Raw genomic sequence first — 17,967 nt, forward strand, 5'->3', positions numbered from 1 at the left:
GTAGACAGTGCATCGGCCAAAAGCGGGACCTGGCGACCGGTCAGGTAAAGATGTCTCTGTGGCGAGGGGATTTATCCCCGTTGGGGCGCGAAGCGGCCCCTGCATCCCGACAGAGGTATCTGGGGTCTGCTGCGCAGCCCAGCGGGGATAAATCCCTCGCCACAGGGATCACCTTCAATCACGGATTATTCACTCACCTGCATCTGCCCATCCCACCCACCACCCAACGCGGCGATCAGTTGCACACTCGCGATCAACCGGCTCTGCTGCAAGGTCAGCACACTGCGTTCATTACTCAGCGCGGTGGCCTGGACCGTGACGACATCCAGGTAGGCGATCAGCCCTGCCCTGTACTGGTTTTGGGTCAGGCGCAAGGATTCGCGGGCGGCATCCAGGGCCTCCTGGCGCACGCGGGCTTCGTCTTCCAGGACTTTGAGCTGGATCATGTAATTTTCCACTTCGCGAAAACCGTCGAGCACCGTCTGGCGATAGGTGGCGACCGTCTGGTCGTAGGCCGCAACGGTGCGGTCGACTTCCGCCGAACGCTGGCCGCCATCGAACAGCGTCATCGCCAGCTGCGGTCCCACCGACCAGAAGCGATTCGGCACACTCACCCAGTTGTCGTAGGTACTGCTGCTGTAACCGCCGCTCAAGCTCAGGGTCAGGTCCGGGTAATAGGCGGCCTTGGCCACGCCGATGTTGGCGTTGGCGGCCATCACCGAACGCTCCGCCGAGGCAATGTCCGGCCGGCGCTCAAGCAACTGCGAGGGCAGCGCCACGGGGATTTGCGGAAGGGTCGGGATGTCCTGGGTTTCTGCCAGGCTGAATTCGGCCGGCGGCAGGCCGATCAGCACGGCGATGGCGTTTTCAAATTGAGCGCGTTGCCAGATCAGGTCGATCAACTCGGCCTGGGTAGTCTTGAGCTGAGTCTGCGCCTGGGCCACCGCATCCCTGCCGGATACGCCAGCGCGGTATTGGTTTTCGGTCATCTTCAGCGAACGCTGATAGTTGTCCACGGTGGTCTGCAACAGGCGCTTCTGCTCATCGATCACCCGCAATTGCAGGTAGTTTTGCACCAGTTCCGATTGCTGGCTCAGGCGCATGGCGGCCAGATCGGCGAAGCTGGCTTCGGCGCTGGCTTCATTGGCTTGCAGAGTGCGACGCAACTTGCCCCAGACGTCCGCCTCCCAACTGACACCGGCCTGGGCGCTGTAGGTGTCGCGGATGCCACTGGCCGAACTGCTCAGGCTCGAATTACTGCTGCCGGTGCCCTGGCTGGAGCGGTTCTTGCCGACGGTCAGGTCAACGGAGGGGAAGAACGCGCCCCGGGCACTGCGAACCAAGGCCTGGGCCTGACGGTACTGGGCTTCGGCCTGGGCCACGGTCTGGTTGGAGGTGTTGAGTTTCTCCACCAGGCCATTGAGCCGGGCATCGCCGTACAACTCCCACCAGGCACCCCGAGCCAAGGCGTCGCTAGGATTGGCCTGGCGCCAACCCTCAGCCTCCTTGTACTGCACGGGCGCCGCGGCCACCGGGCGCTGGTAATCCGGGCCGATGGCGCAGGCGCTGAGCATCGCCACGCACAGCGTCAGGCTCAGCAGCCGCGAGCCACGGGCGGTCGCCAGCGGTGCGACAAGATTGAAAAGCGAACGGTCGGTCATAGCGGAGTTTCCAGGGCAGCATCAGTGCGCACGCCGCGCCAGCGGTTGAAGCGATGGCGCAGTTTGTCGAGATAAAGGTAAACCACAGGCGTGGTATAGAGGGTCAGGATCTGGCTGAACACCAGTCCGCCGATGATGGTCAGGCCCAGCGGCTGGCGCATCTCCGAGCCTTCGGCACCGCCAAGCAATAGCGGCAAGGCACCGAGGATCGCCGCCAGCGTAGTCATCAGAATCGGCCGCAAGCGCAGCAGGCAGGCGTTGCGGATCGAGTCCTGCGGCGACTGCCCGCCGCGCTCCAGTTGCAACGCCAGGTCGATCATCAGGATCGCGTTTTTCTTCACCACGCCAATCAGCAGGAACAACCCCAACAACGAGATCAGGCTGAACTCGCCGCCCAACAAATAAATCGACAGCAGTGCGCCGACACCGGCCGACGGTAAGGTGGACAGGATGGTCAGCGGGTGAATGTAGCTCTCGTACAACACACCCAGCACCAGGTACACCGCCAGCAATGCACCCAGGATCATGAACGGCTGGCTTTTCTGGGTTGCCGCGAACGCATCGGCGGTGCCGGCCATTTTTGCGATGATGTCTTCGGGCATCCCGAGCCTGGCAATTGCCCGCTCGATGGCGGCCGTGCCCTGCTCCACCGTCACACCCTCGGCCAAATCGAACGATATGTCCTCGGAGGCGAACTGACCCTCATGGCTGACCCGATCATCCTCCAGGCTGCTCTCATAATGCGCGATGGTCGACAGGGGCACCCGCGCGCCGTCAGCGGTAATGACCTGGACCTGCTCGAGGGTGCTCGGGTCCTGGGCGTACTTGGGGTTGACCTCCATCACCACCTGATACTGGTTGAGGCTGTCATAGATGGTGGATATCTGCCGCTGGCTGTAGGCGTTGTTCAACACCGAGGTGACCATATCCATGTCGATGCCCAGGCGCTTGGCCTGGTCACGGTCCACCACCAGCGTGATCTGCTGGGCGCCGCCGCCGTCGCGAGCGTCGATAGCGGTCAGCTCCGGCAAGGCCCTGAAGGCCGCCGCGACTTTGGGGTACCACTGACGTAGCGACGCCAGGTCACCGCTCTGCAGGATGTAGGAATACTGCGAGGTGGTCTGCTCACGTCCACCACCAAACTGCAGATCCTGGTCGGCCATCAGCATCAAGCGGCCACCCGGCACCAGGGGCATCTCCTTGCGCAAGCGCTCGATGACTTTCTGCGCGGAGATACCACGCTCGTTGATCGGTTTGAGGCGTACCAGCATGAAGGCATTGTTGGTGCCGTTGTTGCCGCCGATGAACCCCGCCACGCTTTCTACGGCTTCATCCTTCAGCACGGCGCGACGAAAGATTTCCATCTTCGGCTGCATGACGTTGAACGAGAGTCCGTCGTCGCCGCGCACGAAACCGATCAACTGGCCGGTGTCCTGCTGAGGCATGAAGGTTTTCGGCACCACCACGTAGAGCGCGATGTTCACCCCTATGGTCACCAGCAGGCTCAGCAAGGTCAGGCGCCGATGGCGCAGCACCCAGTCCAGGCTGCGCGCGTAACCACGCACCATCCGCTCGTTGAGGCGCCGGCTCCAGCGCTGCAAGCGATTCTCCTGCCCCGGCACGTGGGGCTTGAGCCAGCGAGCGCAGAGCATCGGCGTGAGGGTCAGCGACACCACCAGCGAGACCACGATGGCCGCCGCCAGGGTGATGGAGAACTCGCGAAACAGGCTCTCGATAATCCCGCCCATGAACAGGATCGAGAGAAACACCGCCACCAGTGAGACGTTCATCGACAGCAGCGTAAAGCCCACCTCTTCGGCGCCCAGGTAGGCCGCCTTCATCGGCGGGACGCCTTCGTCGATGTGCCGGGAAATGTTCTCCAGCACCACGATGGCGTCGTCCACCACCAGGCCGGTGGCGAGGATCAACGCCATCAACGACAGGTTGTTCAGGGAGAAGCCGTAGAGGTACATCACCGCAAACGTACCCACCAGGGACACCGGTACCGCCAGGGTCGGGATCAGTGAGGCGCGAAAGTTGCCCAGGAACAGGAACACCACCAACACCACCAGGGCCACGGCAATCAGCAGGGTCATTTCCGCCTCGTGCAGCGTGGCCTTGATCACCGGTGAGCGGTCCATGGCCAGGTTCAGCTTGACGCTGGCCGGCAGCACGGCCTGCAACGCCGGCAGCTGGTTCTTGATCTCATTGACCGTCTCGATGATGTTGGCGCCAGCCTGACGGTTGATCACCAGCAGCACGGCTGCGTCATCGTTGAAGAAACCGCTGTTGTAGCGGTCTTCGACGCCGTCGGTGACTTTTGCTACGTCCTTGAGCCGCAGCACCGAGCCGTCCTGGTAACGGATGATCAGCGTTTCGTAGTCCTTGGCCTTCTCCAACTGATCGTTGGCCTGGATTTGCCACATGCGCTGTGCGTCCTCGACCGAACCCTTGGGCCGGCGAACGTTGCTGTCGGCAATGGCGCTGCGCACATCATCCAGGGCTACGCCGTACTGGTTGAGCAGTTGCGGCTCCAGTTCGATGCGCACCGCCGGCAAGGAACTGCCACCAATCTGTACCTCGCCCACGCCCGACACTTGGGACAGGCTCTGGGAAAGGATGGTTGAAGCCAAATCGTAGAGCTGGCCCTTCTCCAGCACATCCGAGGTCAGCGACAGCACCATGATCGGCGCCTGGGACGGGTTGACCTTCTTGTACGTGGGCATGCTGCGCATGCCGCTGGGCAACAGGTTGCGCGAGGCATTGATGGCCGCCTGCACTTCCCGCGCCGCGCCGTTGATGTCGCGGTCCAGGTCAAATTGCAGGATCACCCGGGTAGAGCCCTGGCTGGACCGGCTGCTCATGGTGTTGACCCCGGCGATGGCGCCAAAGGAACGCTCAAGCGGCGTTGCTACCGTCGACGCCATCACCTCGGGGCTGGCCCCCGGCAAGTTGGCCTGGACCACGATCACCGGAAAATCCATCTGCGGCAACGGTGCAACCGGCAGCAAGCCAAAGCTCACGCCACCGAGCAGCATGATTGCAAAGCTCAGCAGCATGGTCGCTACGGGGCGGCGGATGAAAGGGCCGGAGAGGTTCATGGGTGACCGCTCCAAGCTTCAAGCTGCAAGCTGCAAGAGAAAAGCAAGTGGTGCACAGGCTTTAGCTTGTCGCTTGCTGCTGGAAGCTTGCCGCTAGATACCGTCATACCCGCACCTCTTCCCCATCAGGCTTGGCAAAGCGGCGCCCCAGGCGGTCGAAATACAGGTAAATCACCGGCGTGGTGAACAACGTCAGCACCTGGCTCACCAACAACCCACCCACCATCACCAGCCCCAAAGGCTGGCGCAGTTCGGCGCCGGAGCCAGTGGCGAGCATCAGTGGCACCGCACCGAACAGGGCCGCCAGTGTGGTCATCAGGATCGGCCTGAAACGCAGCAACGCGGCCTGGTAGATGGCCGTCTGCGGGTCCATGCCTTGGTTGCGCTCGGCGTCGAGGGCGAAGTCGATCATCATGATCGCGTTTTTCTTGACGATGCCGATCAGCAGGATGATGCCGATGATCGCGATCATGCCCAGGTCATTGCCGCTGATGATCAGCGCCAGCAAGGCGCCGATGGCCGCCGAGGGCAATGTGGAGAGAATCGTGATCGGGTGGATGTAGCTCTCGTACAGAACGCCGAGCACGATGTACATGGTCACCACCGCCGCCAGGATCAGCAGCAAGGTACTCGACAGCGAGGCCTGGAACGCCTGGGCCGCGCCCTGGAATTGGGTCTGCACCCCGACCGGCATGCCAATGTCCTGCTGGACCTTCTCGATCACGTCCACCGCGTGCCCGAGGGCTACATCGGGCGCCAGGTTGAACGACATCATCACCGCCGGGAACTGGCCGATGTGAGCAATGGCCAACTGGGCCTGACGCTCCTCGACGCGGGCCAGACTCGACAGCCGCACCTGGCCGCCATCGGTGGTCTTGACGTGAATCTGATCCAGCGCCTGCGGCCCGATGCGCTCCCCGGCCTGGGCCTGCAACACCACCCGATACTGGCTGGCCTGGGTGTAGATGGTGGAAATCTGCCGCTGGCCGAAAGCGTCATACAGTGCATCAGTGATGTCCGCCACCGACACGCCCAGGCGAGACGCGGCGTCGCGGTCGATCACCAGGTAGACCTGCAGACCTTTGTCCTGCAAGTCGCTGGCGACGTCGGTCAACTCCGGCTGCCGGGCCAAGGCTTCGACAAGGCGATCGCTCCAGAGGCTAAGCAACTCGGCATCCGGCGAAGACAGGCTGAACTGGTACTGGGTGCGGCTGACCCGGTCTTCGATGGTCAGGTCCTGCACCGGTTGCATGAACAGGCGGATGCCCACCAGCCGGTCCAGTTGCGGCTGCAAGCGGGCGATGATTTCGGTGGCGCTGTCATCCCGTTCGCTGTGGGGCTTGAGATTGATCAGCAAGCGACCACTGTTGAGCGTGGCGTTGTCACCGTCCACGCCGATGTAGGAAGACAGGCTCTGCACCGCTGGATCGGCCAGGATCACCTTGGCCAGCTGCTGTTGGCGCTCGCTCATGGCGGCGAAGGAAATCGACTGTGGCGCCTGGGAAATACCCTGGATCACCCCGGTGTCCTGCACCGGGAAAAACCCCTTGGGCACGGCCAGGTACAACACCACCGTCAACACCAGGCTGCCCACGGCAACCAGCAGGGTCAGCGGCTGATGCTTGAGCACCCACTGCAACTTGCGACCGTAGGCGGCGATCATCCAGTCGATCCAGGCGCCGCTGGCGCGGTAGAAACGCCCCTGCTCCTGCTCTTTGGGTTCGCGCTTGAGCAACCGGGCACACATCATCGGCGTCAGGGTCAGCGACACCACAAGAGAGATCAGGATCGCCACCGCCAGGGTGATGGCGAACTCGCGGAACAAGCGCCCAACCACGTCGGCCATGAACAGCAACGGGATCAGCACCGCGATCAGCGACAGCGTCAGCGAAATCAAAGTGAAGCCAATCTGCTTCGCGCCCTTGAGCGCGGCCTGCATGGGGCTTTCGCCCTCCTCGATGTAGCGGGCAATGTTTTCCAGCATGACGATGGCATCGTCCACCACAAAACCGGTGGCAATGGTCAGGGCCATCAGCGTCAGGTTGTTGATGGAAAAACCGGCCAGGTACATCACGCCGAACGTGCCGATCAGCGACAACGGTACAGCCACCGACGGAATGATCGTGGCGCTGACCCGACGCAGGAACAGGAACGTCACCATGACCACCAGGGCGATGGCGATCAGCAGTTCATGCTGTACGTCGGTGACCGAAGCGCGAATGGTCTGGGTGCGGTCAGTCAGCACCGTAACGTCCAGGCCGGCCGGCAGGTTGTCGGTAATGCTCGGCAGCAAGGCCTTGATCCGGTCTACCACCTCGATGACGTTGGCCCCCGGCTGGCGCTGGATGTTCAACAACACGGCCTGATTTTCGTTGGCCCAGGCGGCAAGGCGTTCATTCTCGGCGCCATCGACGATCTGCGCGACATCCTTGAGGCGCAACGGAGCGCCGTTGGCATAGGCGAGGATCAGCTCGGCGTAGTCCTTGGGTGAGGTCAACTGATCGTTGGCATCGAGCATCGAGACCCGGGTCGGTCCGTCGATTTTGCCCTTGGGCTGGTTGACGTTGGAGGCGCCGACCAGGGTGCGCACGTCCGCCAGGTTCAGACCTGCGGCTGCCAGGGCCTCGGGATTGACCTTGATCCGCACAGCCTGGCGCTGACCGCCGGCGATCGAAACCATGCCGACCCCGCTGATCTGGGCGATTTTCTGCGCCATGCGGGTGTCCACCAGGTCATTGAGCTTGGGCAGCAGCATGGTCTTGGAGGTGATCGCCAGGGTCAGCACCGGGGTGTCGGCCGGGTTGACCTTGTTGTACACCGGCGGGGCCGGCAGATCGTTGGGCAGCAGGTTGGTGGCCGCGTTGATCGCCGCCTGCACCTGTTGCTCGGCGACATCCATGTTGATGTCGAGGCTGAAACGCAGGGTAATCACCGACGCGCCGCCGGAGCTGGTGGACGCCATTTGCGTGAGGCCCGGCATCTGCCCGAACTGCCGTTCCAGGGGGGCGGTCACGGCACTGGTCATCACATCGGGACTGGCGCCCGGGTACAGGGTCATCACACGGATGGTCGGGTAATCGACCTGGGGCAATGCCGACACCGGCAGCAACCGATAGGCGATCAGACCGGCCAGCACGATGGCCAGCATGCTCAGGGTGGTGGCGACCGGGCGAAGGATGAACAGACGCGAGAGGTTCATGCGCCGCCCTTTTTCGCCTTGTCGGCCACGGCCGGTTCAGCCGGGGCCGCCGCCGTTTTGCCCTGCAGGTGTTCGGTCGGCGTGGTGGGCACGTCCTGGCTGTCGTTGACCACATCCACCTCACTGCCTTCCTTCAGGCGATCGGTGCCTTCTAGCACTACTCGATCACCTGCGGCCAGGCCTTCGGTGACTACGGTGTGTTCGCCGTCGCTGGCGCCGATCTTCAGCTTTCTGATGGTGACTTTTTTATCGCCATCCAGGGCGTAGACGAAGGTGCCGTTGGTGCCGAACTGAATCGCAGCGGTCGGCGCCAGGACTACATTTTTGAGGGTGTCGGCCAACAGATGCACATTGACGAACTGGTTGGGGAACAGCGACTGGTCGCGGTTATCGTAGCGAGCCTTGAACTTCAGGGTGCCGGTGGTGATGTCGATCTGGTTGTCCAGGCTTTGCAGTACACCGCTGGCCTGCAGCTTCAGGTCACTACGGTCCCAGGCTTCCACTGGCAGCTTCGCCCCGCTGCGATAGCGGGCAAGCACGGTATCCAGATTGGTTTCCGGCAGCGTAAACACGACGCTGATGGGTTGCGTCTGAGTGATGACCGCCAGCGCGGTAGTGTCGTTGGCGGCCACCAGATTGCCAACGTCCAGTTGCCGCAAACCGACCCGGCCGGAGATCGGCGCCCGGATCCTGGTGAACTCCAGATTGAGCTTGGCGTCGTTGACTGCCGCCTGGTTGGTCTTGACCGTGCCCTGGTACTGGCCCACCAAGGCGGCGGCGGTATCGAGGGTCTGTTTGGCGATGCTGTCCTCGGCATACAGGCCACGATAACGCTCGAGGTCTACCTGGGCATTTTTCAGTTGGGCCTGATTCTGCAGCAGCGTGCCTTCGGCCTGGAGCAAGGCGTTCTGGTATGGACGCGGGTCGATTTCAGCCAGCAGGTCTCCAGCCTTGACCATTTGCCCTTCTTCAAAGGCGATCTTGACCAGCTCGCCACCCACCCGGCTGCGCACGTTGATGGTATTGAGGGCCGTGACGGTGCCCAACGCCTTGTAGTAAAGCGGAAAATCACCGGTGACTGCCGGCGCTACCCGAACCGGTACCGGCCCTGTCGCCCCCCCAAACCCTGGCCGCATCCCGCCCGACCGCCCCGCCTGTTCAGCAGGCGCTTTTTGTCCTGCTCCGGGCTTTTGGTCCGCCCCGGCGGGCCAGAACTTCCAGGCCAGCGCCGCGACGATCAATACGACGACAAGGCCAAACAGCCAGCGACGGGATTTGTGGGAAACAGAGGATTGCATGGAATGATCAACCATTGGGCGCGTGGGCTTCTTTTACGGGAGGCTGAACGATAAGCACTGGCGGGTATTTAGCAAAGCGCCTTTACCGGCAATTTACCTTGGGCTTACCTATCGCGTAGTTGGCTAAGGTCTTGAAGCACAAATGAAAACGGCCTGGACAAGGCCAGGCCGTTAACAATTGTAATAAATACTTTATTTCAGTACAGCTAGAGCAGCGTCGTAGTTGGGCTCTTCAGCGATTTCCTTGACCAGCTCGCTGTGCAGCACGTTGTCGTTTTCGTCGAGCACCACCACGGCACGGGCGGTCAAGCCTTTGAGCGGGCCATCAGCAATCGCCACGCCATAATTCTCGATGAACTCACTGCCGCGCAGGGTGGACAGGTTCTGGACATTTTCCAGGCCTTCGGCACCGCAGAAACGCGCCTGGGCGAACGGCAGGTCAGCCGAGATGCACAGCACCACGGTGTTGCTCAGTTCGTTGGCCTGGGCGTTGAACTTGCGCACGGAGGTGGCGCAGGTCGGGGTATCGACGCTTGGGAAAATGTTCAGCACTTTGCGCTTGCCGGCGAAATCCTTCAGGGAAACGTCGGACAGATTGCCGGCTACCAGGGAAAAGGCTGGCGCCTTGGAACCGGCTTGTGGCAATTGGCCGTTGACTTGAACCGGGTTGCCTTTGAGGGTGACTTGAGCCATGAACGGATTCCTTCTGACAGGTTTGAAAATGGTGAGGCCGGAGTTAACCATGAAATGGTTCTGCGACCTATGGTTGGACATAAAAAGTCATGGCTTGGCGGTGTAGGAGCTATCGAGTGCAACGAGTCTGCGATCTTTGCCCTGCTAATTGAGTCTAGAGCGAAAGATCGCAGGCTTCGCCAGCGCCTACAGCGACGCCTGTGCGCTATTTAGCCTTGAGCTTCAGAAACGACTGATGCAAGTCCGCCGCCCAACCATCGATCACACCTTTGACATCATCGGGCTTCATCACCTGGGCTTCGTTGGACAACGGCTTACCCGTGCCCTTGCGCACCACCTGGGCGACCACTGCATTGTTGCCGCCGTCGAGAAATACCGCTTCAGTGCCCAAGGTGGTTTCCTGGTCGCGAATACCGCTGGCGGTACTGACCGCGGCCGCCACCAGCGCGATCGGAATCACTTCATAAGGTTTCAGGCCCTCGGTCTTGCTGCTTACGGCGGTGATGGCCGCGCGCATCACCAGTACTCCGGGCCCAGGGCCGGTCGCCAGGGGCAGGGATTTGCCCGCTTCCCGCTTGAGCGCCTGATCGTAGTAACCGGTAATGCCGGACAAGGTGGCCTGGGGGATCTTCACGGTCGGCTGCGGCTTGGGGTAAAGCTGTGTCGGCTCGACGTAAAGGCTGGTGTATTTGCTCAGGTCTGCCGTGGGATCAACCCAGCGCATCACTTCGGCCCCCGACGGCGACTTCTCCTCCTTGAGCCGGCTGTAATCACCCAGAAAGCCGGAGTACTCATCCGGTTGGGTGATCTTGCTGGAGCAACCCGCCAGGGCAAGCGAGGCCATGCACACGGTGCCAATCATTGACGCAAACTTCATGCTGTCACTCCTGTAAGCCACACGAAACGGGGCCGGGAATTACAGGTATAGCCAATGGGCGCGGTTTTGCCTGCTCCGACAGGAACAAGTCACTGGGCAAGCCCTTTGCTCGCCACCGCCTTCAGCCGCGCTCGCGGGGTATCAGGCTCTGCAATTGCTGCGCGAGGAAGTCCGCGTCGAAGGTAAAAGTATCCGGATCCTTCAACCCGTTGGTTCGACGCCATTGCCACTGCAACGAAGGCGGCAGGCAAACCAGCGAGATGCTGCCGTAACGCGTTGCAGTCAGCCCCATGATCGCCAGGGAAATCTGCCCGCCGGCCCCCATTACATCGGGTATGAATTCCACCGGCTTGCCAGTGATGGACAGTGTCAGCTTTTCTGTCTTGAAGCCGGAGGTTTCTGCCGGAACACTCGGCCCGTGGGCCACATACGCCTCACGGGTCAGCGTCAGAAGGCCGGGGGCCAGGACCGGCGCCAGCCATTGCTCGATCTGCCCGTACAACGCCTCGATCTGTGCGGCCCACACCGCCGCTTGCGCCTCGTGCTGTTGCTTCTTGTGCGCTTCGCTGTCTGCGTAGTGACGAAGCATCTCACCCAATTGCTTTACATCGTCCATGCGCTGTTCCTCGATTCAAGGGGTGCTGCCAAGCTGGATGATGACAGGTTCAAGACGCAGGCGTACGCAAAACCCGCCTGGCCCGTCACGCGCGGCATACATAGTCGTGCGTCAGCACCTTTGCCGCAGATAAGGAATACCTCCGGGAAATCCGATGAGTGGAGAGGTTTTTCTCTGGTTTTTTCGCCTCACCTGTCAGGAATGACAGTAGTCAAAGCCGCGGGCGGGAGGTTTGATGAAGCGAACCGCCAAGACGATAACTCCGACGACGCTTGGCAAGAGGAGGACGCGCCATGACCAGCCTGAGCCCGGACAATGAAATCGAAGTCATCAACCGTGTCATCATCATCGGGATGGTGACGGTTGAACACCCAGCAAACCCGCACGGCGGTATCCCGCTTCGTTTGCTCGCCAATGGATTGCTGCCATTGCTGGTGGAACCCTGGACCCAACAGGCCGAATATGACGACGCCCGCATCTTGCTGAGCAATTCCGACATCCCCGTGCTGAACAAGACCATTATGCCGGGTGAAGTGAATCAGCCATTCACGCTGAACCTGCCGGAAGCCCTGTTGAGCAACGGCATCAACCAGATACGCCTGAGCGTACTGCGTGTAGGTCAGACGATTCCCGAAACATCACAGTCATTGGACGTGCTCTTCCACCGGCCACGGCCGGGGGGCGAAGTCTCAACCCCAGGCGACAATCCCAACCTGACCCTCACCCTGCCCTCCGAGGTCATCACCAAGGGGGTGGATGCGGCAATGGCCAGCCAAGGGGTGATCCTTACCATCCGCTATCCCTACATGAGGGAAAAAGACGTTATCACAGTGGACCGTGACAGCCAGGAAATGACGCGCACCGTAAGCGCTACCGAGGCCGCTGCCGGCAGCGTGGACATCATTCTGCGGACCGCCGACTTCTGGCAAGACAATCCCCGGTTCGCTTTGCGGTTCAGAGTAACTGACCTGCTGGGCAACTCCAGCGGCCCGCAGGCGATATGGTCAAGGGCCACCTACATCGATGTGCACATTCGCCAACCGGCACTCGACCTCACCAAACCCAGGGTCCTGGAGGCCAGGGAGCTCAATGGCGAGCGCCTGAATTTCGAGAGGGATTTCTATGACGCGCAATTCGCCAACGTCGAAGTGAACTACATCGGTTCGGCTCCGGGGCAGGACGTAAAAGTGTATTGGGTTGGGCGTAACTCCACCTGGGGCAGTGAGATCCAGACGGTATCGGTTGCTGGTCAAACGTTGAGATTCCAGGTGCCCAGAAACGAAGTGGTGGATTGCATCGGCACCGGTGCGGAGGTCTATTACACCGTCAGAGCGCCTGGCACCACTACGGATATTCCATCGAGAGACCTGGACATTACGGTCACGCCACAAAAATACACGCTACGGGAACCGACGCTGGACGGCAGCAAAACCAATCTCCGGGCCTATCATCCAGCCCTGCTCACCGCGCATACCGCACGAATGGCGCTGTTTGGCGTGACGGCCCGCTACGGTGAGGAAATTCGGATAACAGCCGGTACCAGCCAAACCGACCTGTCCGTGCCCCCTGCCTGGATAGCGGAAAACCGCGGGAAGCCCATCATGGTCAACTGGACACTCCGGGAAACCGGCACCGGCACGCCGATCATCTTTTCATGGTTTCTGAGATTGATCGCCTGACTCGGTTTTTCAGCTAACCAACGGTTTTGACGCTGCTTTTCCATTGCAGGAGGACGTACCGTGCGTAAATTAATGGGGTTGCTGTTAATCACGTTGATGGTCGGGTGCGCACAAGTCACGACAGCACCGCCTGCCCCCATCACAATCAACGGAGTCCAGGTACTCGATGGGCCTGAGACCGCCAGTTTCCTGACCACGCTTTACCATCGCAAATTTCCCAACTGCAACAATTCCGACTCGCAACCCTCGTTCCTCTGCTCGGGTGTCACCCTCAGGGTGACGGTAAAAGACCCCGAAGAACAATACAAAGTCTGGGACCCCAGCCCAACCTCAATAACCAGTGGCGGAGTGTCTTTCTCTTATCTACGGGCAGACGCCAATTTCGGGCGGCTGGCGTGGGGCCACGGCAACGGCCTTATCCTCTACCCCATCTTCGGCGCACCGCCTGACAAGATTGACCTGGACTATCTGTGCTCATACCCGATGGATGCCTGGACCTGGCACCGTACCAGCCCTTGTGGCCACCACGTGGACTATCCCGCGTTAAGCCAACTCTGCCATCTGGCCGGCGTGACCACTGCGCAACAATGGCTGGGCATATGGACAATGCCGGGGGGTAATGAACACCTGCGCCAATGCGGATTCGATGTCAACGATGACCGCAATCAACTGGCCGGACCGGCGTTCTACGCCTCGGTGCTGGGCAAGGTTCTGATAGGGGCGAGAGGATTCGCTGAGCATAACGAGATCATCATCAAGACCTGGACACCAGGACGGCCAAACACTTTCCCCATCATGGCGTTCTTCTTTGTTGCAGGAGGCACCAACGAGGGGTTGCCCGACGCTCGCTACAACCAACGCGACTTTTATAACTCCACCAATCCGAAAATTGTCGTGCCGATCATTCGTCTGACACCTGCCAACAGTGCCACCGAAAGCGCCACGTTCACCTACGTCGCGTCCGATCAGGCGGTGACTCAGTGATTCGTTCGTGCTGGGACCTACTCAGCGCAACCGCGCCATCGCCAGGGTGTCCACCCATCGCCCGTCACGCACGGCGTAGTCGCGCAGCAGGCCTTCGGTTTCGAAGCAACATCTGAGGGGCGACCCCGGGTCGTTGTAGAGCGCGGTGACCCCACCGATATGAGCTTCATTGAAGCGAGTGAGGCTGATCGAATGCTCGGACATGCGGCTCCTCCCTGGAGACCTGAAAAGGCCGTTCACTATAAGCCAGCGAACATTCAGGTATCCAGGGCCAAGCCTGTGGGAGCAAAGCTTGCTCGCGATTGCGGTGACCCGCTTGTATCAATACTGACTGTGCCGCCGTCTTCGCGAGCAAGCTTTGCTCCCACATGGGCTTGGGTCTCAGTGCTCTCCTCGCCTACTGATGCTGCACCTGAACCATTGAGTTCACCTGCACCCGCGCGTGCATCTGCTCTGCCCCGCCACCGCGGCGCATGCCGCGTACCGGACAGGCGTCGAGGTAGTCCAGGCCGACCGCCAGTTTCAAATGCCGATCCGGACAGGTCAGGCGATTGGTCACGTCGAAGCTGTACCAGCCGTCCTCCAGCCAGGCTTCAGCCCAGGCGTGGCTCGCCAGATGACTTTCATCTTCGGTGCACAGGTAACCGGAGACATAGCGCGCCGGAACCCCCAGGCTACGCGCGCAGGCCAGAAATGCGTGGGTATGATCCTGACAAACCCCCACGCCCCCGGCGAAGGCTTCGGCGGCGGTACTGCTGACCTCGGTCGTGCCCGGGCTGTAGGGCATGCGGGCAGCCAGGCCGTTCATCAAATCGGTCAGTGCCGAGCGATCACGTCGGGCTGCGCATTGCTCCACAGCAAAGGCCGCGAGAGCATCATCGGCCTGGGTGAGGCGGCTGGGGCGCAGAAATGGCAGCGGTGACTGGCTGTCCGGCTCCATCTGCACCGCCTGATGGATTTCCACCTCGCCATAAGCCGTGAGCACCAGAGCGCCATGGGGCTCGTCCATGGTCATCACATGCAGGATATTGCCGTAGGGATCGAGCTGGCTGCGCACCAGACGTGGCAATTCCAGATGCCATTGCAGGATGCGTTGACGCTGAGTGTCCTTGGGGGTCAAGCGCAGGAACTGGATGCTGGTGCACACTTCATCGGCATAGCTATAGGTCGTGTCGTGGCGTATGGAAAGTTTCATACCACCTCCAGATAAGACTCGTGAACGGTCTGGCCCAGGTGGCGAATCTGGCCAATGAGGTCGGTCAGCCATTGATGCAGGCCCGATGCCAGGATCTCGTCGATGCCGGAGTAACGCAGCCGCGCGTTCAGTTCAGCGGCCAGGCGTTGGGCCGGGCGGCCATTGTTGCCCGGCAGGCTGGAGAGGATCTGGTCCAGCTCCTCAATACAGGCATGCAACGAGCGCGGAACGTCGGCGCGCAGCAGCAACATTTCCGAGACCTGCTCGGCGTTGGGCGCATTGCGGTAGATCTCGTTGAACGCTTCAAACGAAGACAACGCCCGCAGCAAGGCGCTCCACTGGTAATAACCGCGTGCCGAGTTGTCGCTGACCTCTTCCGACTCCTCACCAAACATTTCGTAGCGGGCGTCCAGCAGACGCAGGGTGTTGTCCGCCCGCTCGATAAAGGTTCCCAGACGAATGAATCTATAGGCATCGTTGCGCATGATGGTGCCCGACGTCGCGCCACGGAACAGGTGCGAGCGCTCCTTGACCCATTCACAGAAGTGGCTGATGCCGTAGCGGCCCAGACCATTGCTGGCAATGTTGCGCATCTCCAGCCAGGTGGCGTTGATGTTCTCCCACATATCGGCGGTGATGCGTCCACGCACCGCATGGGCATTGGTCCGCGCCGCCCGCAGACAGCTGTAGATGCTTCCGGGGTTGGTTTCGTCCAGTGCGAAAAAATGCAACATGCGTTCGGTGTTCAGCGCGTCATAACGGGCGTTGTAATCGTCCAGCGTGCCGGCCGCCAGCAACGACATCGCCAGCTCGGCATGCCCGTCGCTGCGCCCGGCCTGGGGCATGAGCGACAGCGAGTAACTGACTTCGAGCATGCGCGCCAGGTTCTCGGCGCGCTCCAGGTAGCGGGACATCCAGTAGAGGTCCGAAGCGGTTCTTGAAAGCATGTCTTAGTCCTCCACTACCCAAGTGTCTTTGGTGCCGCCACCCTGGGACGAATTGACCACCAGCGAGCCGTCGCGAAGTGCCACGCGGGTCAGCCCGCCGGGCACCAGGCGGGTTTCCTTGCCCGACAACACGAACGGACGCAAATCGATGTGGCGCGGGGCGATACCGCTCTCGACGAAGGTCGGGCAGGTGGAAAGGCTCAACGTCGGTTGGGCGATGTAGGCTTCGGGGCGGGCCTTGAGGCGTGCGCGGAAGTCTTCGATCTGCGCCGCTGTAGCTGCCGGCCCTACCAGCATGCCGTAACCGCCGGAACCCTGGGTTTCCTTGACCACCAGGTCAGGCAGGTTGGCCAGCACGTGGGACAGATCCTGAGGCTTGCGGCACTGCCAGGTCGGCACGTTCTTCAGAATCGGTTCTTCGGTGAGGTAAAAGCGGATCATCTCGTCGACGTAAGGGTAGATCGATTTGTCATCAGCCACGCCCGTGCCCACCGCATTCGCCAGCACCACGTTGCCTGACCGGTAAACGGCGATCAGTCCGGGAACGCCCAACATGGAGTCTGGGTTGAACGACAGCGGATCGAGGTAATCGTCGTCAAGGCGGCGATAGATCACATCCACCTGCTGGGGGCCTGCGGTGGTGCGCATGTAGACATGGTCGTCGCGCACGAACAGATCGGCGCCCTCCACCAGTTCCACCCCCATTTCACGGGCCAGGAACGCATGTTCGAAATAGGCACTGTTGAAACGACCGGGGGTCAGCACCACGGCGGTCGGGTTGTCCAGGGGGCTTGAACTCTTGAGGGTGTCGAGCAACAGATTCGGGTAGTGATCGATGGGCGCCACGCGCTGGGCGGCGAAGAGCTCGGGGAACAGGCGCATCATCATCTTGCGGTCTTCGAGCATGTAGCTCACGCCGCTGGGCGTACGCAGGTTGTCCTCCAGCACGTAATAACTGCCATCACCGTCGCGAACCAGGTCAACACCGGCGATGTGGGCATAAATGCCTCGGTGCAAGTCCAGGCCTTGCATCGCGATTTGATAACCCTCATTGGCGAGCACCTGCTCGGCCGGAATGATTTTTTCCTTGAGGATCCGCTGCCCATGGTAGATGTCGGCCAGAAACATGTTCAGGGCCTGGACCCGCTGAATGCAGCCACGCTCGACCATCTTCCATTCGCTGGCCTTGATGCTGCGAGGAATAATGTCGAACGGAATCAATCGTTCGGTACCCTGCTCGTCACCGTAAAGGGTGAAGGTGATACCGGCTCGATGAAACAGCAGATCGGCTTCGCGACGCCGCTGTTCCAGCAGCTCCAGCGGCGTGTCCGCCAGCCAGCGTGAGAAGGCTTGATAGTGCGGGCGGCAGTCACCCTTTGCATCATACATTTCATTAAAAAAAGCTTGGGGCATAGCCAACTCCCAGCCGCGTTCTACACGGCATTTTTTATCACTTCGTCATTCCAATGGTCCGGCCTTGCTTTGTTTTAATGAGCCCTGTTTTTCTGAGTACCTCGATTGCACCGGTCTCTGATCTGGCCTTTGCGTCTGGATGACGTGCGCCCCCTGATTAAATCTGCGCCGTGAATGCTCCTCTGATAACCCCGCGCTGTAGTGGCCTACTTTCTTGAGCTCTAGCAAAGGCTGTGCCTAAGCCCGGTGCACCAGGACATTGCTGGAGAAACCGTCGTAGATGTACGCCCCCGCGATATTTAGT

At 60.9% G+C, this 17,967-nt stretch carries 12 protein-coding genes and 1 pseudogene; 2 read left to right on the plus strand and 11 right to left on the minus strand.

Annotated elements, in window-relative coordinates; all coding sequences use genetic code 11:
- Window positions 1-185 precede the first annotated feature (185 nt).
- The 7 genes from CRX69_RS19085 to CRX69_RS19115 all read right to left on the minus strand — a co-directional run bounded on the left by CRX69_RS19085 (window position 186) and on the right by CRX69_RS19115 (window position 11,445).
- On the minus strand, window positions 186-1,661 hold the full coding sequence (locus tag CRX69_RS19085) for an efflux transporter outer membrane subunit (RefSeq protein WP_107322608.1): 1,476 nt from the start codon (window positions 1,659-1,661) through the stop codon (window positions 186-188).
- The gene (locus CRX69_RS19090; RefSeq protein WP_107322609.1) at window positions 1,658-4,762 is read right to left on the minus strand and encodes an efflux RND transporter permease subunit; all 3,105 of its coding nucleotides are present in this window, start codon (window positions 4,760-4,762) and stop codon (window positions 1,658-1,660) included. The genes CRX69_RS19085 and CRX69_RS19090 overlap by 4 nt, the downstream gene beginning before the upstream one ends.
- Before the next feature lie 103 nt (window positions 4,763-4,865).
- Window positions 4,866-7,961 (minus strand): MdtB/MuxB family multidrug efflux RND transporter permease subunit, encoded by a 3,096-nt coding sequence (locus CRX69_RS19095; RefSeq protein ID WP_107322610.1) that lies wholly within the window; start codon window positions 7,959-7,961, stop codon window positions 4,866-4,868.
- Entirely contained in the window at window positions 7,958-9,274 is a 1,317-nt protein-coding gene (locus CRX69_RS19100) for an MdtA/MuxA family multidrug efflux RND transporter periplasmic adaptor subunit (protein WP_107322611.1), read from the minus strand. The genes CRX69_RS19095 and CRX69_RS19100 overlap by 4 nt, the downstream gene beginning before the upstream one ends.
- Before the next feature lie 177 nt (window positions 9,275-9,451).
- Window positions 9,452-9,952 carry a thiol peroxidase gene (gene tpx / locus CRX69_RS19105; RefSeq protein ID WP_047226605.1) on the minus strand — a complete coding sequence of 167 codons (501 nt, stop codon included), beginning with the start codon at window positions 9,950-9,952 and terminating at the stop codon, window positions 9,452-9,454.
- 205 nt (window positions 9,953-10,157) lie between these two features.
- Complete coding sequence (locus CRX69_RS19110; RefSeq protein ID WP_047226606.1) at window positions 10,158-10,829, minus strand: DUF3313 domain-containing protein; 672 nt, start codon at window positions 10,827-10,829, stop codon at window positions 10,158-10,160.
- 121 nt (window positions 10,830-10,950) lie between these two features.
- Window positions 10,951-11,445 (minus strand): hypothetical protein, encoded by a 495-nt coding sequence (locus tag CRX69_RS19115; RefSeq protein ID WP_047226607.1) that lies wholly within the window; start codon window positions 11,443-11,445, stop codon window positions 10,951-10,953.
- 293 nt (window positions 11,446-11,738) lie between these two features.
- Between CRX69_RS19115 and CRX69_RS19120 the strand changes: the two genes are divergently transcribed.
- Both CRX69_RS19120 and CRX69_RS19125 read left to right on the plus strand, forming a co-directional pair.
- Window positions 11,739-13,124: a hypothetical protein gene (locus CRX69_RS19120; RefSeq protein ID WP_047226608.1), complete on the plus strand. Its 1,386-nt coding sequence runs from the start codon at window positions 11,739-11,741 to the stop codon at window positions 13,122-13,124.
- Between the two features lie 60 nt (window positions 13,125-13,184).
- Entirely contained in the window at window positions 13,185-14,108 is a 924-nt protein-coding gene (locus tag CRX69_RS19125; RefSeq protein ID WP_052915293.1) for a hypothetical protein, read from the plus strand.
- A gap of 21 nt (window positions 14,109-14,129) precedes the next feature.
- Here CRX69_RS19125 and CRX69_RS27950 read toward each other — a convergent pair.
- The 4 genes and pseudogenes from CRX69_RS27950 to CRX69_RS19145 form a co-directional block, all read right to left on the minus strand.
- Window positions 14,130-14,213, minus strand: a pseudogene (locus CRX69_RS27950) (GNAT family N-acetyltransferase); the annotation flags it as partial.
- Between the two features lie 292 nt (window positions 14,214-14,505).
- Window positions 14,506-15,303, minus strand: a complete 798-nt coding sequence (locus tag CRX69_RS19135; RefSeq protein ID WP_047226610.1) for a transglutaminase family protein — start codon at window positions 15,301-15,303, stop codon at window positions 14,506-14,508.
- Complete coding sequence (locus CRX69_RS19140; protein ID WP_047226611.1) at window positions 15,300-16,250, minus strand: alpha-E domain-containing protein; 951 nt, start codon at window positions 16,248-16,250, stop codon at window positions 15,300-15,302. The genes CRX69_RS19135 and CRX69_RS19140 overlap by 4 nt, the downstream gene beginning before the upstream one ends.
- 3 nt (window positions 16,251-16,253) lie before the next feature.
- Window positions 16,254-17,663, minus strand: a complete 1,410-nt coding sequence (locus CRX69_RS19145) for a circularly permuted type 2 ATP-grasp protein (protein ID WP_076385079.1) — start codon at window positions 17,661-17,663, stop codon at window positions 16,254-16,256.
- Window positions 17,664-17,967 lie beyond the last annotated feature (304 nt).

Source organism: Pseudomonas rhizophila (assembly GCF_003033885.1).
In the GTDB taxonomy this organism is placed as follows: Bacteria; Pseudomonadota; Gammaproteobacteria; order Pseudomonadales; family Pseudomonadaceae; genus Aquipseudomonas; species Aquipseudomonas rhizophila.